The organism is Providencia sp. PROV003 (genome assembly GCF_045040775.1).
Lineage (GTDB): Bacteria > Pseudomonadota > Gammaproteobacteria > Enterobacterales > Enterobacteriaceae > Providencia > Providencia huashanensis.
The window spans coordinates 2,568,506-2,592,033 of the sequence record NZ_CP096369.1; the positions used below are offsets into that span (position 1 = coordinate 2,568,506).

At 42.0% G+C, this 23,528-nt stretch carries 18 protein-coding genes; 15 read left to right on the plus strand and 3 right to left on the minus strand.

Annotated elements, in window-relative coordinates; all coding sequences use genetic code 11:
* Positions 1-176: 176 nt before the first annotated feature.
* Positions 177-1,391, minus strand: coding sequence for a pyridoxal phosphate-dependent aminotransferase (locus M1F14_RS11645; RefSeq protein WP_042844448.1), 1,215 nt, complete (start codon positions 1,389-1,391; stop codon positions 177-179).
* Between the two features lie 807 nt (positions 1,392-2,198).
* Here M1F14_RS11645 and M1F14_RS11650 point away from each other — a divergent pair.
* The 14 genes from M1F14_RS11650 (at position 2,199) to nuoN (ending at position 19,213) form a co-directional block, all read left to right on the plus strand.
* Positions 2,199-3,122, plus strand: coding sequence for a LysR family transcriptional regulator (locus M1F14_RS11650; RefSeq protein ID WP_042844447.1), 924 nt, complete (start codon positions 2,199-2,201; stop codon positions 3,120-3,122).
* 1,110 nt (positions 3,123-4,232) lie between these two features.
* Positions 4,233-4,676, plus strand: a complete 444-nt coding sequence (locus tag M1F14_RS11655; protein WP_004259806.1) for an NADH-quinone oxidoreductase subunit A — start codon at positions 4,233-4,235, stop codon at positions 4,674-4,676.
* 18 nt (positions 4,677-4,694) lie between these two features.
* A complete protein-coding gene (locus M1F14_RS11660) occupies positions 4,695-5,369 on the plus strand; it encodes an NADH-quinone oxidoreductase subunit B family protein (protein ID WP_004912254.1) in 675 nt (224 codons plus the stop codon).
* Positions 5,370-5,443: 74 nt separating this feature from the next.
* Entirely contained in the window at positions 5,444-7,246 is a 1,803-nt protein-coding gene (nuoC, locus tag M1F14_RS11665) for an NADH-quinone oxidoreductase subunit C/D (RefSeq protein ID WP_370661202.1), read from the plus strand.
* A 2-nt stretch (positions 7,247-7,248) separates the two neighbouring features.
* A complete protein-coding gene (gene nuoE, locus M1F14_RS11670) occupies positions 7,249-7,788 on the plus strand; it encodes an NADH-quinone oxidoreductase subunit NuoE (RefSeq protein ID WP_042844444.1) in 540 nt (179 codons plus the stop codon).
* On the plus strand, positions 7,785-9,143 hold the full coding sequence (gene nuoF / locus M1F14_RS11675) for an NADH-quinone oxidoreductase subunit NuoF (protein ID WP_042844442.1): 1,359 nt from the start codon (positions 7,785-7,787) through the stop codon (positions 9,141-9,143). The genes nuoE and nuoF overlap by 4 nt, the downstream gene beginning before the upstream one ends.
* Before the next feature lie 98 nt (positions 9,144-9,241).
* On the plus strand, positions 9,242-11,965 hold the full coding sequence (nuoG, locus tag M1F14_RS11680; protein ID WP_173424803.1) for an NADH-quinone oxidoreductase subunit NuoG: 2,724 nt from the start codon (positions 9,242-9,244) through the stop codon (positions 11,963-11,965).
* Positions 11,965-12,942: an NADH-quinone oxidoreductase subunit NuoH gene (gene nuoH / locus M1F14_RS11685; protein WP_042844440.1), complete on the plus strand. Its 978-nt coding sequence runs from the start codon at positions 11,965-11,967 to the stop codon at positions 12,940-12,942. Before nuoG ends, nuoH begins: the two co-directional genes overlap by 1 nt.
* A gap of 14 nt (positions 12,943-12,956) precedes the next feature.
* On the plus strand, positions 12,957-13,499 hold the full coding sequence (gene nuoI / locus M1F14_RS11690) for an NADH-quinone oxidoreductase subunit NuoI (RefSeq protein ID WP_042844439.1): 543 nt from the start codon (positions 12,957-12,959) through the stop codon (positions 13,497-13,499).
* A gap of 12 nt (positions 13,500-13,511) precedes the next feature.
* Positions 13,512-14,054, plus strand: a complete 543-nt coding sequence (gene nuoJ / locus M1F14_RS11695) for an NADH-quinone oxidoreductase subunit J (protein WP_048607509.1) — start codon at positions 13,512-13,514, stop codon at positions 14,052-14,054.
* The gene (gene nuoK / locus M1F14_RS11700; RefSeq protein WP_008910727.1) at positions 14,051-14,353 is read left to right on the plus strand and encodes an NADH-quinone oxidoreductase subunit NuoK; all 303 of its coding nucleotides are present in this window, start codon (positions 14,051-14,053) and stop codon (positions 14,351-14,353) included. Before nuoJ ends, nuoK begins: the two co-directional genes overlap by 4 nt.
* Positions 14,350-16,206 carry an NADH-quinone oxidoreductase subunit L gene (gene nuoL, locus M1F14_RS11705; protein WP_042844435.1) on the plus strand — a complete coding sequence of 619 codons (1,857 nt, stop codon included), beginning with the start codon at positions 14,350-14,352 and terminating at the stop codon, positions 16,204-16,206. Before nuoK ends, nuoL begins: the two co-directional genes overlap by 4 nt.
* 19 nt (positions 16,207-16,225) lie before the next feature.
* Entirely contained in the window at positions 16,226-17,746 is a 1,521-nt protein-coding gene (gene nuoM, locus M1F14_RS11710; protein ID WP_042844434.1) for an NADH-quinone oxidoreductase subunit M, read from the plus strand.
* A 6-nt stretch (positions 17,747-17,752) separates the two neighbouring features.
* The gene (gene nuoN / locus M1F14_RS11715; RefSeq protein ID WP_042844432.1) at positions 17,753-19,213 is read left to right on the plus strand and encodes an NADH-quinone oxidoreductase subunit NuoN; all 1,461 of its coding nucleotides are present in this window, start codon (positions 17,753-17,755) and stop codon (positions 19,211-19,213) included.
* Between the two features lie 56 nt (positions 19,214-19,269).
* On the opposite strand, the gene M1F14_RS11720 is transcribed toward nuoN, so the two are convergent.
* Together M1F14_RS11720 and M1F14_RS11725 are read right to left on the minus strand one after the other, a co-directional pair.
* Entirely contained in the window at positions 19,270-20,280 is a 1,011-nt protein-coding gene (locus M1F14_RS11720) for an alpha-xenorhabdolysin family binary toxin subunit B (RefSeq protein WP_181468596.1), read from the minus strand.
* Between the two features lie 11 nt (positions 20,281-20,291).
* The gene (locus M1F14_RS11725; protein WP_042844430.1) at positions 20,292-21,500 is read right to left on the minus strand and encodes an alpha-xenorhabdolysin family binary toxin subunit A; all 1,209 of its coding nucleotides are present in this window, start codon (positions 21,498-21,500) and stop codon (positions 20,292-20,294) included.
* Between the two features lie 655 nt (positions 21,501-22,155).
* Between M1F14_RS11725 and M1F14_RS11730 the strand changes: the two genes are divergently transcribed.
* Positions 22,156-23,490 carry an isochorismate synthase gene (locus M1F14_RS11730; protein ID WP_071548184.1) on the plus strand — a complete coding sequence of 445 codons (1,335 nt, stop codon included), beginning with the start codon at positions 22,156-22,158 and terminating at the stop codon, positions 23,488-23,490.
* Positions 23,491-23,528: the final 38 nt, after the last annotated feature.

The following is a 23,528-nucleotide window of genomic DNA, read 5'->3' on the forward strand; positions in this document are numbered from 1 at the left end:
AAGGGGCAATATGAAATACTTTCCATTTATATTATTGGGGTTTTTCCTTGTGGCAATCTATTTTATTTCTATTATTTGATAATCAAAATAATACAGTCAATAAAAGATGATGAAATGTAAAATTTAACAAGCCTCCAAATAGGAGGCTTTATTTTTGGAATAACTAAAATACCATATTACTGGCGATAACCTTCTAAGAAACGGCCAAATTTATTAATCGCCATTTCTAAATCATCTGCATAGGGTAGCGTGACAATTCTAAAATGATCAGGTTCAGGCCAGTTAAATGCAGTGCCTTGAACTAATAGCACTTTTTCTTGTAATAACAAGTCTAAGATCATTTTTTGGTCGTCATGAATATTAAAGCGTTTAATATCAATTTTTGGGAACATATACAGCGCCCCCTGAGGTTTAACACAAGAAACCCCTGGAATTTGGTTAATCAGTTCCCAAGCGCGTTCGCGCTGTTCATATAGGCGACCACCTGGCTGAATAAATTCGCTAATGCTTTGATAGCCACCGAGAGCCGTTTGAATGGCATGTTGCATAGGGACGTTGGCGCATAAACGCATTGAGGCTAACATTTCTAACCCTTCAATATAGCCTTTAGCATGCTTTTTAGGACCATTTAGTACCATCCAACCTTGACGGAAACCAGCAACGCGGTAGGTTTTTGATAAACCATTAAACGTGATGGTTAATAAATCCGGTGCTAATGCTGCGATTGAATGGTGGACTGCACCATCATATAGAATTTTATCGTAAATCTCGTCCGCATAAATGATGAGATTATGTTGTCGAGCAATTTCGACGATTTCCATCAACAGGTCTTTGCTATATACAGCACCTGTTGGGTTATTGGGGTTGATAACAACGATACCACGGGTTCTTGGTGTAATTTTTTTGCGGATATCTTCGATATCTGGCATCCACCCTTGTTGTTCATCACACATATAATGAACGGCTTTCCCACCAGAGAGGGAGACGGCGGCGGTCCACAGAGGGTAGTCAGGTGCAGGGACAAGCATTTCATCCCCATTATTAAGTAACGCTTGCATTGCTTGCACAATGAGTTCTGATACCCCATTACCAATATAGACATCTTCAACGGTCATTTCATGAATACCGCGAGCTTGGTAATGTTGAACGATAGCTTTACGGGCAGAATAGAGCCCTTTTGAATCACAGTAACCTTGTGAACTAGGCAAATTGCGTAGAACATCAACGAGAATTTCATCAGGCGCTTCAAAGCCAAATGGTGCCGGGTTACCAATATTCAGTTTGAGAACTTTGTTCCCTTCTTCTTCTAAGCGCTTAGCTTCTTTTAACACAGGCCCGCGAATGTCATAGCATACATTATCGAGTTTATTAGATTTGGTTAGATTATTCATTGTTCTCTCATTACCCTAACGGGGTTACTTTGGTAGGGACCGGCATTATTACCTTACTGTACTCTTCTGTCAGAAGCTTTTGAAGATGCTAGGTAATCTTTGGTGTAAAAGGTTGATTTGAGCATAAATGTAATACTTGGGCTCTGAATATATTAATTAAGTTAGCCTTACAGTCTAATTGTATGTTTTAAGTTGGAGTTTAATTTCGATAATCTTTAGGGTTTTAGTATAGAAATGGTAAAAATGAGGAAATCCTAGCTCTTAAAAGAAAAATTGTATCGAAATGTAATATTGATAATGGAATCATGAATACTGTCATAATTTATACGCTATAACGGCCTTTTTTTGTAATTTTTAGTGGGGTTTTGTTAGTAATATTGATTGTTTCGGCTGGTTTTTTTTAACTTAAAGTGCTGCATTTTATTGTAATTTATTGATTTTTAATGATATTAAAAAATAGTGAAATGATTTTTATAATGTGCTTACATTAAAATAATTGTGATTACATTAAATATGTTACTATTTAGGTGTACTAAACGAAGGGATTTTAATTAGCTTTTAAGAAGTATATTCCTTTTTTTAAATACATTTTTGATTTTTTGGAAGTATTCTATTTATCTCAGCTATTTTGTCGCTAATAAGCGCTATATTTGTGTTAAATAGGTAAAATAAAGAAAAGTAGAAGAGAAGTTATTGCAGATCTATGGATTAGAAATGCACTCACTTAGTAGTCGCACAAAACTCGCTGATTCTCATGGAGGAGAGCAGAAACACCAGGTTACATAATATTATATAAGAGAATGAACGATGATAAATTCCAATCGTCCCATTATGAACTTAGATCTTGATTTGCTACGAACTTTCGTTGCTGTCGCTGATCTAAATACATTTGCAGCCGCAGCGGCTGCGGTATGTAGAACGCAGTCTGCGGTAAGCCAGCAGATGCAACGTTTAGAGCAATTAGTCGGTCGTGAGCTTTTCGCTCGTCATGGGCGGAATAAACTGCTTACAGCACATGGATTGCAATTACTCGGTTACGCGAGGCAAATTCTTCGTGCAAATGATGATGCAACTGCATCATTGACTTATAACGATGCAGAAGGTGAACTTCGTATCGGAGCATCAGACGACACTGTTGATATTTTGCTGCCATTTTTACTTAACCGGATAGCATCAGTATACCCACGAGTTGCTGTTGAAGTTCGCATCAAGCGAGCGCAATTTATTGAGTCAATGTTAGATAATCACGAAGTGGATTTAGCATTAACGACAACAAGGATTAGTCATCATCCTAAGACGGCATTAAGGACAGTACCTGTGTTATGGCACAGTGCTCCTGATTTCCAATTGCGCCCTAATGAGCCAATACCGTTAGTTGTTATGGATGAAACTAACCCTTATCGTAAACTGTGTACTAATGCGTTAGATGAAGCAGGGTTGCCATGGCATGTAGCCTATGAGGCTGCTTCTTTACCAGCTGTTCGTGCTGCTGTGAATGCAGAGGTTGGGGTAACTGCTAGACCAATGGAAATGCAAAATGCGGATTTACGTATTTTAAATGAATCAGATGGGTTACCTCGTTTACCTGATATTCAGTATTGGTTGTATAAAAATGCAGATGAACAGAAAGATTTTGTTTTAACGGTGTTTAGTGCCATCGAAAACAAAAAAATACCTTATGTTGCATCGTCAGCGAGTGAATTGGCTGATAGCAATGATGGGGAGAATTAAGTTAATCGTTTCGTCTAATTTAGCTTAATCATAATATATAATTTATTTATTTGTTTCGACGGTACTTCCAACCTGCTTGGAAGTACCGTTTTTTATATCATTTTATTAACTTACAAGTGATTCACTTGTTTGTGATCAATGCGTTACTGCTTATAGACAGATATCATTTTAACGGCGCATCAGGTGGAAAGGGCACAACTTACACAATCAAATTACAACGTGATAAAAAATGGCAAGATAATCCTATTTGTGACTTGTTGCTGCTGAGCACAAACAAAATAATGCTTACTGACTGAAACGATTATTTCACGTTACCGTGTTTAATGTTCAATATTGGGAAACGGTATCAAGTAATCCTATTGAGTCAGTGTTTAAATAGTCAAAATGCTTTTTATCGTTATCAAGTTCAAATTTATCATTTTATTTCCGATTTTAGCTTATAAAAAAATCAATTAACCACTTAATAAGTATGGTTAAATATTGAAGAGCATGAAATAATTGTGATGTAGCTGGCATAACCTGAATTTCATTAGTTAGTTAATGATTTGTTATGTTATTAACAATTTTTTTTAGCAGAATTGGTAAAATAGCGCTGGTATGTCAGTTAGTTACTTAAATTAAACAATAAAAATGCGTTAAGGCTTCTTAAAGTTAAATTGAATGTGATGTAAACAAATTGAGTACTTTTTCAATAAAACTGTGCGTTAGATCAAATAAAAAGAGCAATTTTTCATCTGTTAAGACAGGTTTTTCCTGAGATAATGGTGTAGTAAAAACGAATAATCAGTTAAACTAGTTTGCGTCTTTACTTGTGTATCATTACACTGACACGTTTTAGCAGATTATGAGTACTTTTTGTTGTTTTAGTGTTTTTAGTCTGTGAGGTTTTTGTAACAAATACGGGTTATTTTACCTAATTTGGGTAAAGTAAATTGTAATGAGAGAGGACAAACCAAACGCGGTCAACAGACTGATTTAAGTTTGGTGATCTTTTAGTTGGTGATCAATGTTTGGTCTTTCTTCTCGATTAACTGGGCAATTGTGGTGCAATACTGCCGTGTTGTAAAAAAGAGCAGTTTACGCACCATAAGTAATGAGTAAGCAACGAGTATGTCTACATCAATCCTAGCGTTAGCCCATAACTGGGCGTTTGCGATATTCCTTATCGGCACTATCGGTCTGTGTGCTTTCATGCTGGTCGCAGGTCACTTCTTGGGTAGCCGCGCCAAAGCCAGAACAAAACATGTCCCTTACGAATCAGGTATTGATTCGGTCGGTAGTGCACGTCTTCGTATGTCAGCTAAGTTTTACTTAGTCGCCATGTTCTTCGTTATCTTCGATGTTGAAGCCATGTTCCTATTTGCATGGTCAGTCGCCATCCGCGAAGCTGGCTGGGTAGGCTTTATCGAAGCCGCTATCTTTATTTTGGTATTGTTGGCGGGATTGTTTTATTTAGTTCGCGTTGGAGCATTGGATTGGACACCAGTCCGTTCTCGGGGAAAAGTAAAGCATCCTAGTGAAGTTATTAAAATCAGCAATCGTCATCCGCAGTAAAAAGCGAGGCATTATACAATGGATTATACGCTCACCCGCATAGATCCGAACGGTGAGAACGACCGTTACCCACTGCAAACTCAGGAGATCGTAACTGATCCGCTGGAGCAGCAAGTTGAAAACAGTGTGTACATGGGGAAACTTTCTCATGCACTTCACGATGTTGTTAACTGGGGGCGCAAAAACTCTCTATGGCCCTATAACTTTGGCCTTTCATGTTGCTATGTAGAAATGGTGACTTCGTTCACGGCTGTTCATGACGTAGCCCGCTTTGGTGCGGAAGTACTACGTGCTTCTCCTCGCCAAGCCGACTTCATGGTCGTTGCAGGCACATGTTTCACTAAAATGGCGCCTGTTATTCAACGTCTGTATGACCAAATGCTTGAACCAAAATGGGTTATTTCCATGGGTTCATGTGCTAACTCTGGTGGTATGTATGACATTTATTCTGTTGTACAAGGCGTCGATAAATTTATCCCTGTAGATGTGTATATCCCAGGTTGCCCACCGCGCCCAGAAGCCTATATGCAGGCTCTGCTTCTGTTGCAAGAATCTATCGGTAAAGAGCGTCGTCCGCTGTCTTGGGTCGTTGGTGACCAAGGGGTTTACCGTGCCAACATGCAATCAGAAAGAGAAAGAAAGCACGGTGAACGTATTGCAGTGACGAACCTGCGTACACCAGACGAAATTTAAGGCTTAAAGCCATACAGCGTAACAGAGCAATGTTGTTGCGAAATAATAAACCTGATCAAGCGTTATGGTGAAGAATGATGACAGATCAGATAGCGCAAGCGAGTAGTACCCAGCCAGGATGGCAGACACAGGAACATTTAAATGACCCTGTGCTTCTGGAACTGCGCAATCAATTTGGGCCGGATGCCTTTTCTGTTCAAGCAACCCGCACTGGTATGCCAGTGGTTTGGGTTCGTCGTGAACAATTACTGGAAGTTGTAGATTTTCTAAAGAAACTACCAAAACCGTATGTCATGCTATTTGACTTACACGGGGTAGATGAACGCCAAAGAATCCACCGTCAAGGCCTGCCTGAAGCAGACTTTAGTGTTTTCTATCACATTATTTCTATTGACCGTAACCGCGATATTATGTTGAAAGTCGCTCTTAATGAGAAAGACCTCAACGTACCTTCTATGGTTTCGCTGTTCCCAAATGCAAATTGGCATGAACGTGAAGTGTGGGATATGTTTGGGATCACCTTCCAAGGTCATCCAAATTTACGTCGCTTACTGATGTCGCCAAGCTGGGAAGGTCACCCACTGCGTAAGGATTATCCTGCGCGTGCAACTGAGTTCGACCCCTTTGTTCTGACTAAACAGAAACAAGATCTGGAAATGGAAGCTTTAACTTTCAAACCAGAAGAGTGGGGCATGGCACGTGGAAATGAAAATGAAGATTTCATGTTCCTGAACTTAGGGCCAAACCACCCATCATCACACGGTGCATTCCGTATTGTACTGCAACTTGATGGTGAAGAAATTATCGACTGTGTGCCTGATATCGGTTACCACCACCGTGGTGCTGAGAAAATGGGCGAGCGCCAGTCATGGCACAGTTACATTCCTTACACTGACCGTATTGAGTACCTCGGTGGGTGTGTGAATGAAATGCCATACGTGTTAGCCGTTGAAAAATTGGCTGGCATTGAAGTGCCTGACCGCGTAAAGACCATTCGCGTCATGCTGTCTGAATTATTCCGTATTAATAGCCACTTGCTATACATCAGTACTTATATTCAAGACGTCGGCGCAATGACACCTGTATTCTTTGCGTTTACTGACCGTCAAAAAGTGTACAACGTGATTGAAGCTATCACTGGGTTCCGTATGCATCCAGCTTGGTTCCGTATTGGTGGTGTTGCACACGACTTACCGCGCGGTTGGGAAAAGTTGCTGCGTGAGTTACTTGATTGGCTGCCGAAACGTTTAGAGTCTTATGTCACGTCTGCACTGAAAAACTCCATCTTAAAAGGCCGTTCTATTGGTACAGCAATGTACAACAAAGAAGAGGCATTGGCATGGGGTGTGACAGGTGCGGGTTTACGTGCTACAGGCGTTGATTTTGACGTGCGTAAATGGCGTCCATATTCAGGTTATGAAAACTTTGAATTCGATATTCCTATCGCTCACAACGGTGACTGCTATGACCGTGTGATGATCAAAGTTGAAGAGATGCGCCAGAGTATCCGTATTCTTGAGCAATGCTACAAGAATATGCCAGAAGGCCCATTCAAAGCCGACCATCCATTGACGACGCCGCCACCAAAAGAGCGTACGTTACAGCACATTGAAACCCTGATTAACCACTTCTTGCAAGTGTCTTGGGGGCCAGTGATGCCTGCGAATGAATCATTCCAGATGGTTGAAGCCACGAAGGGGATCAACAGCTACTACCTGACCAGTGATGGCAGCACGATGAGCTACCGTACACGTATTCGTACGCCAAGCTATGCTCACTTGCAGCAAATCCCTGCGGTTATTCGCGGTAGTTTAGTTTCAGACTTAATCGTCTATCTGGGTAGTATCGATTTTGTAATGTCGGATGTGGATCGCTAACCATGCATAATGAACATGATAAACACAATCAACTCGATGTGGTGAATGTATTCGAACCTCAAGCTCATCATGGCTTTGTTTTAACTGACGAAGAGCGTGCAGAAATAGAAGGTGAGAAACATCACTATGAAGATGCGCGAGCAGCATCTATCGAGGCACTGAAAATTGTGCAAAAAAACCGTGGCTGGGTTGAGGACGGTGCGATCTATGCTATCGCTGACGTCTTAGGTATCCCCGCTAGTGATGTTGAAGGTGTGGCAACATTCTATAGCCAAATCTTCCGTCAACCTGTTGGACGCCACATTATTCGCTATTGCGACAGTGTTGTTTGCCATATTACTGGTTATCAGGGTTTAGAAGCTGAAATCATTAAACAGCTGAATATTCGCCCTGGCCAAACAACAGCCGATGGTCGCTTTACATTGCTGCCAACCTGTTGCTTGGGTAACTGTGATAAGGGTCCGACGATGATGATCGATGAAGATACTCACAGTTATGTGCAGCCTGAAAATATTCAAAAATTACTGGAGCAGTATCCATGACAAATTCTGTTAATCCAGTGATCCGTACTGCTGAAACTCATCCCCTAACATGGCGTTTGCGTGATGACAATCAGCCTGTTTGGTTAGATGAGTACCGTAGTAAAAACGGATACAAAGGTCTTGAGCGTGCGCTCAAAGGCATGGCACCGGATGAAGTTGTTAACCTTGTCAAAGACGCTGGCCTGAAAGGGCGTGGTGGTGCGGGGTTCTCAACAGGCCTGAAATGGAGCCTGATGCCAAAAGACGAAAACATGAAACTGCGTTATTTCTTATGTAATGCGGATGAAATGGAACCGGGCACCTACAAAGACCGCTTATTGATGGAGCAACTGCCTCATTTGTTAGTTGAAGGGATGATCACGGGAGCATATGCACTAAAAGCTTATCGTGGTTATATCTTCCTACGTGGTGAGTATGTTGAGGCAGCTCAACACTTGCGCCGTGCCATCGAAGAAGCGAAAGCTGCGGGCCTGTTAGGAAAAAATATCCTCGGTTCGGGGTTTGATTTCGAGCTATTTGTGCACACCGGTGCTGGGCGTTATATCTGCGGTGAAGAAACTGCACTGATTAACTCTTTAGAAGGTCGTCGTGCTAACCCGCGTTCTAAACCACCATTCCCTGCAACATCAGGTGCTTGGGGTAAACCAACTTGCGTAAATAACGTTGAAACTATCTGTAACGTGCCGGCTATTTTAGAGCATGGTGACCAGTGGTACATCGATTTAAGCGCAGGTAAGAGTAAAGACGCGGGCACTAAATTAATGGGCTTCTCTGGGCGTGTGAAAAATCCGGGTCTATGGGAATTACCATTTGGTACAACGGCACGTGAAGTATTAGAAGATTACGCAGGTGGTATGCGTGATGGTTTAAAACTTAAAGCATGGCAGCCGGGTGGGGCAGGGACAGACTTCCTGACCAATGACCACCTCGACTTACCAATGGATTTTGAAAATATTGCCAAAGCCGGTAGCCGTCTTGGTACTGCATTAGCAATGGCGGTTGATCATGAAATCAACATGGTTTCGTTAGTTCGTAACTTAGAAACCTTCTTTGCACGTGAATCCTGTGGTTGGTGTACGCCATGTCGTGATGGATTGCCGTGGAGCGTGAAAATTTTACAAGCACTGGAAAAAGGCGAAGGCCAACCGGGTGACATCGAAACATTAGAGCAACTTTGCCGTTTCTTAGGTCCGGGTAAAACATTCTGTGCTCACGCACCGGGAGCAGTCGAACCGCTGCAAAGTGCCATCAAATATTTCCGTGATGAATTTGAAGCGGGTATCTCGCAAAAAGATCTGCGTAACATCGTGCAGATTGCGGGTATCCAACCAAACCTGCTCAAGCAGCGTTGGTAATTATTTAGCGATTGAGCAACCGCTAAAGAGATTTTTCACGAAGAACGTATTTTTGATTAACGCCTGCTTTATGCGGGCCTTTGGGAAGCATGCTGACTATGGCTACAATATATGTAGACGGCAAAGAATATGACGTAAACGGGTCTGAAAACCTGTTACAAGCCTGTCTTTCTCTCGGGCTAGATATTCCTTATTTTTGCTGGCATCCGGCGCTGGGAAGCGTTGGCGCTTGCCGCCAGTGTGCGGTTAAGCAATATCAGAACGCGGATGATACTCGCGGTCGCCTAGTAATGTCTTGTATGACACCGGCAACGGAAGGTACCTACATCTCAATTGATGATGAAGAAGCCAAACAATTCCGTGAAAGTGTTGTGGAATGGCTGATGACCAACCACCCTCACGACTGCCCAGTCTGTGAGGAAGGCGGTAATTGCCACCTACAAGATATGACGGTGATGACCGGTCATAATATGCGTAAATATCGTTTTACGAAACGTACACACATCAACCAAGACTTAGGGCCGTTCATTAGTCATGAAATGAACCGCTGTATCGCTTGTTACCGCTGTGTGCGTTATTACAAAGATTACGCAGATGGCACGGACTTGGGGGTTTATGGGGCACATAACTATGTGTATTTCGGTCGTACAGAAGACGGTACGCTAGAAAGTGAATTCTCAGGTAACCTAGTTGAAGTCTGTCCGACAGGGGTCTTTACCGATAAAACGCACTCTGAGCGCTATAACCGTAAATGGGACATGCAATTTGCCCCGGGTATCTGCCAACAGTGCAGTATCGGTTGTAATACTAGCCCTGGTGAGCGCTATGGTGAAATCCGCCGCATTGAGAACCGTTATAATGGTTCAGTAAACCACTATTTCCTATGTGACCGCGGTCGTTTTGGTTATGGCTATGTCAACCGTAAAGACCGTCCACGTCAAGCTGTGTTAAATAAAAATGGCGTAAAACAGGTTATATCGGCTATTGAGGCAATGCAAAGCGGTGCGCAAATTATCAATCAAGCGAAGAAAGTGATTGGTATTGGTTCACCACGTGCAAGCATCGAAAGTAACTATGCGTTACGAGCACTTGTCGGTGCAGAAAACTTCTATTCAGGTGTTTCTTCGAGTGAGCAACGCCGTTTAGCGCTGATGCAAAATATCCTGCAAAATGGCGGTATCTATACGCCAACACTGCGTGAAGTGGAGGGTTACGATGCGGTGCTGGTACTGGGTGAAGATTTAACTCAGACAGGTGCGCGTATGGCGTTATCTGTACGTCAAGCGGTGAAAGGTAAAGCACGTGAAATGGCGGCAGCACAAAAAGTCGCTGACTGGCAAATCGCGGCAATCATGAACATTGGTCAACATGCGAAATACCCACTGTTTATCACCAATGTGGATGATACCCGCTTAGATGATGTCGCCGCATTTAATTACCGTGCTCCTGTGGCTGACCAAGCACGTTTTGGTTTTGCTATTGCCAACATGATTAATGGCGATGCACCAGCAGTGAATGACTTACCTGCAGACCTCAAAGCGAAAGTTGAAACCATCGCACAAGCGCTTTCAAGCGCGAAAAAACCACTGATTATCAGTGGTAGCCATAGTGCTAGTGAGGCGATGATCCAAGCCGCGGCTAACGTGGCATTTGCACTAAAAGCGAAAGGTGCGCAGGTAGGCTTATCTTACTTAGCCTCTCATGCAAACAGTTTTGGTTTAGCAATGATGGACGCACAGCCATTAGACAGCGCATTAGCTCGCATTGAAGCGAACGAAGCAGATGTGGCTATCGTTATCGAAAACGACCTGTACCGTCATAGCAATGTAGATGCGGTTAATAGCGCATTAGCGAAGCTGAAGCATTTGATTGTTGCTGACCATCAGCAAACCGACATCATGGATAAAGCAACATTAGTTCTGCCAGCAGCAAGCTTTGCTGAAGCAGACGGTACGTTGATTAACCAAGAAGGTCGGGCACAACGTTTCTTCCAAGTCTTCGACCCAACTTATTACGACAAAGCTATCGTGATGAACGAAAGCTGGCGCTGGATGCATTCATTGCAAACTGAAGCACAGGAACGTGATGCAGACTGGTCGCAACTTGACCATGTGATTGCTGATTGTGTTGCTACACTGCCACAATTTGCAGGCATTGTTGATTCTGCACCAAAAGCCTCTTTCCGTATCCGTGGTCAAAAACTGGCACGTGAACCTCATCGTTACAGTGGTCGAACAGCGATGCTGGCTAACCAATCTGTTCATGAGCCTCGTCAACCGCAAGATATTGATTCTCCATTTGCTTTCTCAATGGAAGGGAACAACAGCCCAACGGCACCACGTCAGCAAATTCCATTTGCTTGGGCGCCGGGTTGGAACTCACCACAAGCGTGGAATAAATTCCAAGCAGAAGTGGGGGGCCATTTGTTATTTGGTGACCCAGGTGTGCGTTTGTTCAATTCAACAGAAAGTAAATTGGCTTACTTCACTGATATTCCAGCAGCTTACCAAGCGACTGAAGCTCAGTGGGTGGTGGCGCCGTATTACCATCTGTTCGGCAGTGACGAAATGTCACAGCGTTCAGACGTGATCCAACAGCGTATGCCTGAGCCTTATATCATGCTGAATGCGCAAGATGCAGAGTCACTTGGTTTGACAGCAGGAACAAAAGCTGAATTTAGCCATGCAGGTCAAGCATTTAACTTAACTGTACGCCTCAGTAATCACCTATCGACTGGTCAAATTGGTTTACCATTAGGGATGCCGGGTATCGCACCTGTTCTGGCTGGCGTGTCAGTCAATAATCTGCGGAGGGGAGCATGATGGATTGGATTTCTCCTGAAGTAATGGAAGTCCTTATTTCCATACTTAAATCTGTCGTCATTTTATTGGTTGTTGTGACTTGTGGAGCCTACATGAGTCTGGGAGAGCGCCGTATTCTCGGTCTGTTCCAGAACCGTTACGGCCCTAACCGTGTTGGTCCGTTTGGGATGGGCCAGTTAATCGCGGATATGTTCAAAATGCTGTTTAAAGAAGACTGGATCCCACAGTTCGCGGATAAGAAAATCTTTACGCTAGCGCCAGTTATCGCATTTTGCTCATTATTCCTTGCATTCGCCATCGTACCTGTTAGCCCAACTTGGCACGTGGCAGACCTGAATATTGGGATTTTATTCTTCCTGATGATGGCGGGTCTAGCGGTGTATGCGGTGTTATTCGCTGGTTGGTCAAGTAACAACAAATACTCTTTATTGGGGGCGATGCGTGCGTCAGCACAAACCGTGAGTTACGAAGTGTTCTTAGGCCTTTCTTTAATGGGCGTGGTTGCACAAGCAGGTTCATTCAACCTGATTGATATTGTTAACTCCCAAGAAGGCATGTGGAACATCATTCCTCAGTTCTTTGGCTTTGTAACTTTTGCGATTGCAGGTGTTGCGGTATGTCACCGTCACCCGTTTGACCAACCAGAAGCAGAGCAAGAGATTGCGGATGGTTATCACGTTGAATACTCAGGGATGAAGTTCGGTCTGTTCTTCGTTGGTGAGTATATCGGTATCGTAACGGTCTCTGCTCTGATTGTGACGCTGTTCTTTGGTGGCTGGCATGGACCATTCTTGCCGTCATTCTTGTGGTTTGCGATTAAAACTGCGTTCTTCATGATGATGTTTATCTTGATCCGCGCTTCTTTGCCGCGTCCACGTTATGACCAAGTGATGTCTTTCGGTTGGAAAATTTGTCTGCCGTTGACACTGCTTAATCTGCTGGGTACCGCAGCAGTGATTTTATACAACGCTCAGTAAGGGGTGATTGAACCATGACATTAAAAGAGTTATTGGTCGGTTTCGCCACCCAAGTACGTAGTATTTGGATGGTCGGCCTACATGCGTTCGATAAACGCGAAACGCAAATGTACCCAGAAGAGCCGGTTTATCTACCACCCCGTTACCGTGGGCGTATCGTATTAACACGCGACCCTGACGGTGAAGAGCGTTGTGTAGCCTGTAACTTATGTGCGGTGGCTTGCCCTGTGGGTTGTATCTCACTGCAAAAAGCTGAACATGAAGACGGCCGTTGGTACCCCGAGTTTTTCCGCGTGAACTTTTCGCGCTGCATTTTCTGTGGCTTGTGTGAAGAGGCTTGCCCAACTACGGCAATCCAATTAACACCTGACTTTGAAATGGCCGATTGGAGACGTCAGGATCTGGTTTACGAAAAAGATGACCTACTCATTTCAGGTCCGGGTAAATATCCTGATTATAACTTTTACCGTAAATCGGGTATGGCGATTGCAGGTAAAGACAAAGGTGAAGCGGATAACGAAGCGAAACCGATTAACGTCAAAGACCTGTTGCCATAAGGAGCGATATTCATGGAATTTACATTTTATATCGCCGGCCTAGTTGCCATATTAGCAACTTTGAGGGTGATAACTAATACCAACCCGGTGCATGCACTGTTGTATCTGGTTGTTTCTCTGCTGGCTCTGTCGATGGTGTTTTTCTCTCTCGGTGCGTATTTTGCTGGGGCTTTGGAAATCATCGTTTATGCAGGAGCCATCATGGTCTTGTTCGTATTCGTCGTCATGATGCTTAACTTAGGTCGCTCAGTGCAAGAACAAGAGCGGGCTTGGTTAACACCAAAAAACTGGATTGGTCCCGCGGTGTTGTCTGCCGTATTACTGGCCATCTTAGTTTACGGTATTACCTCTTTGTCTTACGAAGATGGGATTAAAGGTACCGTGATTGGGGCGAAAGAAGTGGGTATAAGCCTATTCGGGCCTTATGTTCTAGCTGTTGAGTTGGCTTCATTGCTATTACTGGCCGGTTTAGTTGTCGCATTCCACGTTGGGCGTGACCGTAAAGAAAACGGCGCTGACCTTGTCAGTGTACGTAATGCGGAGGAGCAAAAATGATACCTCTTCAACATGGTCTGATTTTAGCAGCGATTTTATTTGTAATGGGACTGAGTTGTCTCGTTATTCGCCGCAATTTGCTTTTCATGCTGATCGGACTGGAAATCATGATTAACTCTACTGCTCTGGCATTTGTTGTTGCAGGGAGTTTTTGGGGGCAGCCAGACGGCCAAATTATGTATATTTTGGCGATTACATTGGCTGCAGCGGAGGCGAGTATTGGATTGGCGTTGTTACTGCAACTCCATCGTCATCGTCAGAACCTGAATATTGATAAAGTCAGTGAGATGCGCGGATGAACCTACTCTATTTAACTATTCTGTTGCCTCTACTTGGGTCGGTGTTACTTGCCTTCTCTCGTGGACGCTGGTCAGAAAACGTTTCTGCCATTATAGGTGCGGGGTCGGTCGGCTTAGCGGCGCTCGTAGCACTTTATGTTGGCAATGAATTTTTAGCTCAACCTGTTTTATCAAATGGTGGATATGAACCATATTCACAACAACTTTGGACTTGGATGTCGGTTGGTACTTTCAACATTCCATTTACCTTAGTCCTTGATGGTCTGTCTCTTACCATGCTGGGTGTGGTAACGGGGGTGGGCTTCCTTATTCATGTGTATGCCTCTTGGTATATGCGTGGCGAGGAGGGTTACTCACGTTTCTTTGCCTACACTAACCTGTTTATCGCGAGTATGGTGATTTTAGTTCTCGCCGATAACATGATGCTGATGTATCTCGGTTGGGAAGGGGTAGGGCTGTGCAGTTATCTGCTGATTGGTTTTTACTATACCAATCCAGACAACGGTAAAGCTGCGATGAAAGCCTTCTTCGTGACCCGTATTGGTGATGTGTTCCTTGCCATCGGTATGTTTATTCTGTGGAATGAACTGGGCACGCTGAATTTCAGCGAAATGGCAGTATTAGCACCTCAGAAATTTGCTGAAGGTTCGAGCGCTATCAACTGGGCTACCTTAATGTTATTAGGTGGTGCAGTCGGTAAATCAGCACAGTTACCATTGCAAACATGGTTGGCTGATGCGATGGCAGGCCCAACGCCTGTTTCTGCATTGATCCACGCCGCAACCATGGTGACCGCGGGTGTTTACTTAATTGCACGTACACATGTTCTGTTCCTGTTAGCACCTGAGGTTTTACATTTAGTGGGTGTCGTTGGTGCGGTCACATTAGTACTAGCTGGTTTTGCCGCATTGGTACAAACGGATATCAAACGTGTTCTTGCTTACTCAACCATGAGCCAGATCGGTTATATGTTCTTGGCTCTGGGAGTACAAGCTTGGGATGCGGCGATTTTCCACCTGATGACACACGCTTTCTTTAAAGCGCTATTGTTCCTCTCAGCAGGTTCGGTGATCCTCGCATGTCACCACGAACAAAACATCTTCAAAATGGGTGGGCTACGTAAGCAAATCCCATTCATTTATGCTGTGATGTTAATCGGCGGAAGCGCACTGGCTGCATTGCCATTGTTTACCGCAGGTTTCTACAGTAAAGATGCAATTTTGTGGGGTGCGCAGCTTGATGGGCAAACGGTGTTGTTATGGGCAGGTATCCTTGGTGCATTAATGACTGCAATTTATACCTTCCGTATGATTTTCATCGTGTTCCACGGTGAAGCAAAAATCAAAGCGCACAAGGTTAAAGGCATCACTCATACATTGCCACTTGGCATTCTGGCTATCCTTGCAACGTTTGTTGGTGCATTAATTCACCAACCATTAGAAGGGGTATTCCCTGCTGAAGCCGTGGGAAGTGAAGACGGTAAAGTCTTACTTGAAGCGATTTCTGGCGGGTTTGCAATCGCGGGTCTGTTGATTGCTATATTCCTCTATCTATTCAGACGTTCCATTGTTGATGCTATCGCGAAAACAGCAGTTGGCCGCTTTTTCAGTGCATGGTGGTACCAAGCATGGGGATTCGACTGGCTGTATGACGTAGTCTTTGTGAAACCTTTTAAAGGTATTGCATGGCTATTGGAGAGCGATCCGATTAACTCACTGATGAATATCCCTGCACGCTTATCAAGTTTAGCGAATAAAGGGCTTGCTGTGAGTCAAAACGGCCAGATCCGTTGGTATGTTGCCTCATTGGGGCTGGGTGCAGTGCTGATTCTTGCTCTGCTGCTTTTGGTTTAATTAAGGGACACATTGCGCCATGCTATTACCTTGGCTAATACTTATTCCCTTTATCGGAGGCCTGCTAAGTTGGCAGGCTGACCGGTTCAGTCACCGCGCTCCACGCTGGATTGCGCTGGCGACAATGGGATTAACACTTATTCTTTCCGTGCAATTGTGGTTACAAGGGAACTATTCTCTGGTTAATCCACAAGGCGTTCCACAATGGCAGTCTATTTTCTTTATGCCGTGGATCCCAGCACTGGGAATCAACATTCACTTAGCGATTGATGGTTTGTCACTATTAATGGTCGTATTGACGGCTATTATGGGCGCGTTTTCGATTCTGAGCTCATGGAGTGAAAACCAAAAGAACCAAGGTGCATATCACTTTAACCTGCTGTGGATTATCACAGGGGTGATGGGGATTTTCACTGCGGTTGACTTGTTCTTATTCTTCTTCTTCTGGGAGATGATGCTGATCCCGATGTATTTCCTAATTGCCAATTGGGGGCACAAAGGGTCAGAGAGTAGAAAACATATCAACGCAGCTACCAAGTTCTTTATTTATACGCAGGCGAGTGGTTTGATTATGTTAGTGTCCATCATTGGATTGGCACTGGCACACTTCAACTCAACAGGCACATTAACATTCAATTACGACCAACTGTTAGGCACACAAATGTCTAGTAGCGTCGCATTTATGTTGATGTTAGGTTTCTTTATTGCTTTTGCCGTTAAAATGCCATTAGTGCCATTCCACGGTTGGATGGCGGATACGCAAGAACAATCCCCAACCGCAGGTTCGGTGGACATTTCTGGTATTATGCTAAAAACCGCGGCTTATGGTTTGTTACGTTTTACTTTACCACTGTTCCCAGAAGCTTCTATCCAGTTCACGCCAGTTGCGATGACACTGGGTGTGATCAGTATCTTCTACGGTGCATGGTTAGCGTTCAAACAAACCGACATTAAACGTCTGGCGGCATACAGTAGCTTATCCCATATGGGGTTTGTGACAGTAGCGATTTATGCAAGTTCAGTGTTAGCGTACCAAGGTGCTGTGATCCAAATGATCACCAACGGCCTGTCAGGTGCAGCGCTGATTATCATCAGTGGTCAACTGTATGAGCGTACACAAACGCGTGATATGCGCATGATGGGTGGGTTGTGGAAACGCATTAAATGGTTACCAGGAATGTCCCTGTTCTTTGCCGCGGCAACGTTAGGCATGCCAGGTACAGGTAACTTCATTGGTGAGTTCATGATCCTGTTCGGTAGCTTCAGCCAATTCACATTAGTGACCTGCATTATGGTATTTGGTGTGGTGTTTGCTTCTATCTACTCGTTGTGGATGATGCAACAAACTTACTATGGCACACCAAAATCAGAAAAAGAAATGAAAGGGTTAACTGCGCGTGAATTCGGTGTGCTGCTGGCTCTAGCTGCTTTACTGGTTATTATCGGTTTCTATCCACAACCAATTTTAGATACTTCAATTGGTTCAATGGAAACATTGCATAACCTGTATTCTGCTTCACTTACAACATTAGGGCTGTAATTCGCCATGACAATAACTCCTCAAGAACTGATCGCAATATTACCACTGATGATCGTCGGGTTGACGGCAGTGGTTGTGATGCTGTCCATTGCGTGGCGACGCGATCACCTGACCAGCGCCGCGCTGACAGTATCTGGTTTTATTATTGCGTTGCTTTCACTGATTTGGGTGGCTGATGGCTACCTGATGGATGTGACTTCGCTTATCCGTGTTGATAACTTTGCACTATTCTACAGTGCATTAGTCTTAGTTGCAGGTATCGGTACTAGTATCTTTGCTTACCATTGGCTAGAAGGCTTTGGTGACAATAGAGATGAGTTTCACCTTTTAGTCGCTATTGCTGTGGCGGGTGGTGTGCTGTTATCTATGTCAAACCATATGGCGTCAATGTTTATCGGTATTGAACTGATTTCATTACCATTGTTTGGCTTAGTTGCTTATACCTTCGAACGTCGACGCACCTTAGAAGCAGGGATTAAATACATGCTGTTATCCGCAGCAGCGTCTTCATTCCTGTTATTTGGTATTGCATTACTGTATGCAGAGTCAGGCAGTTTAAGCTTTGCCGCGGTCGGTCAAAGCTTATCTGACAGCCAAATCCATGCGCCATTAATTATGATTGGTTTTGGGATGCTGATTGTGGGCTTCGGTTTTAAATTATCGTTATTCCCATTCCAGTTATGGACACCAGATGTTTACCAAGGTGCTCCTGCGCCAGTATCGGCATTTTTGGCAACAGGCAGTAAGATTGCTATCTTTGCCGTGCTAGTGCGTATTTTTATGGAAGCGCCAGTGACCAATAGCGACACTTTATCGATTGTTATCTCTGTCATTGCCATTGCCTCTATTTTATTTGGTAACTTGTTGGCAATTAGCCAAAAAAGTGCAAAACGCTTACTAGGTTACTCATCTATCTCTCATATGGGGTATTTGTTGGTAGCTCTTGTTGCTTTACGTACCGTACCGGAATACGCCCAAACAACCATCGCTATTTACCTTGTAGGTTATCTATTTGCAAGTTTGGGGGCCTTTGGGGTAATCAGTATCGTTTCCAGCCCTTACCGTGGTGATGACCAAGATGACTTCAGTGCGTTCCGTGGCCTATTCTGGCACAAACCTGTGTTAGCAACGGTCATGACTATTATGATGCTATCACTGGCAGGTATTCCAATCACATTAGGGTTTATTGGTAAATTTTATGTGATTGCATCCGCAGTGAAAGCTGAATTATGGTGGTTAACTGGAGCTGTGGTGGTGGGTAGTGCAATAGGTTTGTATTACTACCTACGCTTTATGGCAAGCCTATATAGCCGTGATGCAGAACACGCAGAACGTTATACAGGCCCTGAAAAAGCGACATTGGGTACTGTGGTTGCCGTTATTTGTGCCATTGCAGTTATTGCATTTGGGGTTTGGCCACAACCACTTATCGATATCACATCAACAGCTCTTGCTGTGATTAACTGACGGTTAAACACATCATGTTGATGAAAACCGGTTACCTCAACAGTAACCGGTTTTTTTTAATCTGGAAGTTGCAATTGGTATTGATATTCCACCTCATTTAAATAGGTCATAAATATCTTACTTGCGACATGAATATGCGGCACATTCAGCGTTTGTTCAGATACATGTTCATTAATAAAGTCGCACCAAGACTCTAAATAGTTCCTCAGCAGGTTAGCTTGAGTAATGACTGACTGTACATTTAGAACGATAGTGGAGATTTCTTCTGATAGACTGATGAGCTTAGACACCCTGAAAATATTCGTATCAATCGCATTCATTTCCCCTTTCAATTCGATTATTAGGTCACTTAAATAGAGCCTAACATCAACAAGTTGCAGAAATTCTAAACCGTCATCAACCACAGCTAAGAGGTTTTTAATATAGCGTAGAGCCATCTTTAAAATCTGTTTTTTGTTATTCGGTATGTCAATAGAATCTATCGATTCTTGATTTAAAAAGTATTTTTCAAAGAAATCGGTAATTTTTGTTTTTAAAATAATATCTTCAGCGGCTTTAATAATAGAGTGTTGTTGATTAACCTCATTAATTTTCATTTGAATATTTTTTTTGGCGGAGCTTAACAACCCTTTTTGGTTATTATATTCTTGAAGTTTATTCTTATTTGGCTTATCAATATTAAATGTTTGCAATGAATCGGTGGTGAATCGTATTTTATAAATGAATTTTTCTAATTCTAATTTTAGTTCAATGAGGTCTTCTATAAAACCAACTGTTAATATCTTATTCTTTAAATTCTCAATGTTATCAAGGTGATGGTTGTCATTATTGTTTTCATTTAAATCATTAAATATTATATAATCTAATTTTATTTTTATAATTGGGATTGAATTTCTAATAAGTTGATTAAGACTTTCTGTTTTAATGGCGATTTTATTTATTTTATCATAAATAACATAGTCATAATTTTTAATATTCTTATTAAAATCAATGATGCTATTTGATATACATCTTAATTGGTATACATCAATGGAGGGCAATACAGGGATTTCGTTGTTATCATGCATATTCGTACCTTTTATTTAGAAGTGTTGTCATTTATTTGTAATTCATCAAATAATGTAATTAAATGAACTGAGTATTCTTGTATTTTATTCCAAGAGCTGATAACACGTTTAAATTGGGAGATAAACCTGATTAGTTTGTCTGCGTTATTAATTCTTTGAAAAACTTCAATTGATTGAGTAACTTCAGTTAAAATAACCAACCACATATAGTCTAAGTGGTCGATGGCTAGCCTCGCATCCTTGATAAACCCTTCAATTTTATGTAGGTTAATTTGCATATCAAACATCGTTTTTTGGATGAGTTTTTCTTGGTTAATTTTAGTGTTGATTTCTTCTATTTCTTTTAGGATGTTATTCCTTTTTATTCTTATGACTTCTGCTTTTGAACCAAAAATGCTGCTTGTAATAATAAGACCTATCACCCCACCAGCAAGCCCTGTAAAACAGAGTTTCACAAAATGGTTATATTCCTGATCAAGTTGCTGAACCTCATTTTTTTTAATTTCAATCATTTCTTTTAAGAAAGGTTCTGAGCTTTCATTATTACTTGGGTCAAGTTGCTGATAGAGACCTTTAATATTGAACAGTAATGATTCAACATGCTCGAAATTAGAAAGGTACCCCCCTGTAATATATGCCCTAAAATCAGATACGATATTTTTTATTTTTATCGTTTTAATTGACTGGTTTTTTATATCACTTTTAATTAAATTTAAAATGCTTACAAGCTCAGTCGCAATTTGTTGGTCATCGCTTTGATAAATGATTTCATCAAGTTTATTTTCTGCTAGGTCATCCAAATTATCAGACACTCTTTGTAAAATTGGCATGTGATTAATATACTCAATAACCTCATTACCAGTCTGAATGATATTTCGGCTAGTGAGTGAAAGATTAACAGATTGTTCTTTAACATGTTGTTCAACATTATCCCATGAATTAGCATGGTCGCGAATATTTATAATTGCCGTGGCTATATCATTAGAGTTAATAGGTAATACGGTTGAATCGGTAATGCCAAACCATTTTAAAATATCAGGTTTTTTCAATGGTAAAGAAAGGGCAAATTGTACATGCTGATGGATGTTGAGTAAATCTTCTAAAGTAAAAATGCCTGCAGACCGAGTGGAAAGTGAATCTTGATTTGTTAATAATGCTAATGTTGCATTACCTATATTTTCTTTTTCGATAATTCGGTCGTAATTTTCATGTGTATTCATTATTAATTCCAATTTAATTAAGTTAAAGGAGAAAGTTGAATTTAGTATTAATAACTATAATTATGATTGTAATACCGGTTTATGATGGTCAAGTGATGAAGATTTTATAACCATTAACCTACAAGAAACTGGAAAAAAGGTTGATAATAAAAAATGAAAATCAGAGACAAAAAATAATTTATAGCTATAAACAATAATATTCTGTTAAACAAACTCCCATTAAATGGGAAAGAGAGGGTTGTTGCCTAATACAAGGCAATATTCATTCAAAGGGGAATACCTGATGGAATTGTTAATTTAATCCTGAAGGTAAATTTTGGGGTACAAGATGTTTCAAAATGAAATAGACAAAGGGGGAAAGTGCCAATGGTTTAACCATAGTCAGCAAAAGATAAAATGACTATTATCAATAGATTAAATTAATATGTAATCACCTAATATATATAATAAACTATACTCATAAACTGAGAGATTTAGCGGTCAACAAGTAACAACATGAATGTCTTAAATTCAACCCTTTTATACTGTCTGTGTGATCGCTGGTGGCTATTTGGTGACATGGTGCTTACTGTGGGTCATCAATGTATTAAAAAATTACATTGCGCTATATAATAATTCAAAGTGAATCTGTGTGATGTAGCTGTAGGGATCGAAAGTGACATATAAAAAAATTGATAAAGTGATAACGGAAATTTTGGATCATTTGTCTACATTGACACTCAAAACGAAAGAGCATACTCGTCTTACTTGGCAACTGGATGGGCAACTTACTTTTCCAGGGCTTCCATGGTTATCTGAGCAAAACTGTTATCCGCAGTTCTATTGGTATCAAAGAACTGGCGCACAGGAGTGCAGCGCGATTGGAATGGTGAAATCATTTCATTCGATTGATGATGCACAAGCTTTTTTATCGCAACACCCTGAAAACCCGGATATGCGTTTGTGGGGGCTAAATGGTTGGAATGCAGTCGGGGAAGGTATTCCCGAAACCTTAAAGCAACAGGCCACGTTTTGTTTTTTGCCTCGTCTTGAGATCCATCGATTTCGTTCAACCGTTCATATAAGCGTCAATATAGATGGGGAAGAAGACCGACTGAATGCACTCAGTTTTGTACAACAATTAACGTTAACGGCTAAAACGACATTAGCTCTTACAGCAGATATTATTGCGCAGGAACATATTCCTATGCGTGATGAATGGTGCCGTTTATTGAATTGTGCAATTGAGGATATGAAAGCAGGGAAAATGGAAAAAGTGGTGATGGCACGAGAGACTAAATTAACCCTGTCTGAACCGATTGCAGTCGCTGAACTTTTATCAAAAAGCCAGCAGGTTAATCATCATTGCTACCACTTTATGATGGCTTTTAATCAGCATTCAGGGTTTATTTCTTCTACGCCTGAACGTTTATACCTACGTCAAGGTGAGCAGCTTAATTCTGAAGCCTTAGCGGGAACGGTGGCAAATGACCCTGATGATGTCATTGCTGCTGAATATGCAAAATGGCTAATGGAAGACAAAAAAAATCAACATGAAAACCTCGTTGTAGTTGATGATATTTGCCAGCAGTTACAAGGTGCAGTGACAGGGGTCGACGTTTCTAGTGCGAAAGTCATTCGTTTAAGAAAAATTCAGCATCTTTACCGTTCGATAGTTGCAACTCTCGTCATGCCTTCTGATAGTGACTGTTTACAACGTTTACAGCCAACCGCTGCTGTTTGTGGGCTACCCAGAAATGTTGCGCGGCAATTTTTGGCTAAAAATGAACCTTTTTCACGTGGTTGGTATGCGGGAACAGGTGGGTTTATTAGTCTCAATAAAAGTGAGTTTGCGGTGTCTTTACGTTGCGCACAAATTGAAGGTGAGCATGTTTCTCTGTATTCAGGAGCCGGTATTGTGAGTGGTTCAGACCCTGAGCAAGAATGGATAGAAATAGAGAATAAAGCGGCTGGGTTAAAATCTTTATTTGGAAATAACGAAAAACCATAAAATAAAAGTGGTTATTTTCTTTTTATTTTCAATTAGTT

Excerpts from the sequence above, each read along its gene's own strand:
- M1F14_RS11660 (WP_004912254.1), top strand. The coding sequence starts at position 4,695 with ATGGATTATACGCTCACCCGCATAGATCCGAACGGTGAGAACGACCGT.
- M1F14_RS11655 (WP_004259806.1), top strand. The coding sequence starts at position 4,233 with ATGTCTACATCAATCCTAGCGTTAGCCCATAACTGGGCGTTTGCGATA.
- nuoN (WP_042844432.1), top strand. The coding sequence starts at position 17,753 with ATGACAATAACTCCTCAAGAACTGATCGCAATATTACCACTGATGATC.
- nuoI (WP_042844439.1), top strand. The coding sequence starts at position 12,957 with ATGACATTAAAAGAGTTATTGGTCGGTTTCGCCACCCAAGTACGTAGT.
- M1F14_RS11650 (WP_042844447.1), top strand. The coding sequence starts at position 2,199 with ATGATAAATTCCAATCGTCCCATTATGAACTTAGATCTTGATTTGCTA.
- nuoJ (WP_048607509.1), top strand. The coding sequence starts at position 13,512 with ATGGAATTTACATTTTATATCGCCGGCCTAGTTGCCATATTAGCAACT.
- nuoC (WP_370661202.1), top strand. The coding sequence starts at position 5,444 with ATGATGACAGATCAGATAGCGCAAGCGAGTAGTACCCAGCCAGGATGG.
- nuoK (WP_008910727.1), top strand. The coding sequence starts at position 14,051 with ATGATACCTCTTCAACATGGTCTGATTTTAGCAGCGATTTTATTTGTA.
- nuoF (WP_042844442.1), top strand. The coding sequence starts at position 7,785 with ATGACAAATTCTGTTAATCCAGTGATCCGTACTGCTGAAACTCATCCC.
- M1F14_RS11720 (WP_181468596.1), bottom strand. The coding sequence starts at position 20,280 with ATGCATGATAACAACGAAATCCCTGTATTGCCCTCCATTGATGTATAC.
- M1F14_RS11645 (WP_042844448.1), bottom strand. The coding sequence starts at position 1,391 with ATGAATAATCTAACCAAATCTAATAAACTCGATAATGTATGCTATGAC.
- nuoL (WP_042844435.1), top strand. The coding sequence starts at position 14,350 with ATGAACCTACTCTATTTAACTATTCTGTTGCCTCTACTTGGGTCGGTG.
- nuoH (WP_042844440.1), top strand. The coding sequence starts at position 11,965 with ATGGATTGGATTTCTCCTGAAGTAATGGAAGTCCTTATTTCCATACTT.
- nuoE (WP_042844444.1), top strand. The coding sequence starts at position 7,249 with ATGCATAATGAACATGATAAACACAATCAACTCGATGTGGTGAATGTA.
- M1F14_RS11725 (WP_042844430.1), bottom strand. The coding sequence starts at position 21,500 with ATGAATACACATGAAAATTACGACCGAATTATCGAAAAAGAAAATATA.
- nuoG (WP_173424803.1), top strand. The coding sequence starts at position 9,242 with ATGGCTACAATATATGTAGACGGCAAAGAATATGACGTAAACGGGTCT.
- nuoM (WP_042844434.1), top strand. The coding sequence starts at position 16,226 with ATGCTATTACCTTGGCTAATACTTATTCCCTTTATCGGAGGCCTGCTA.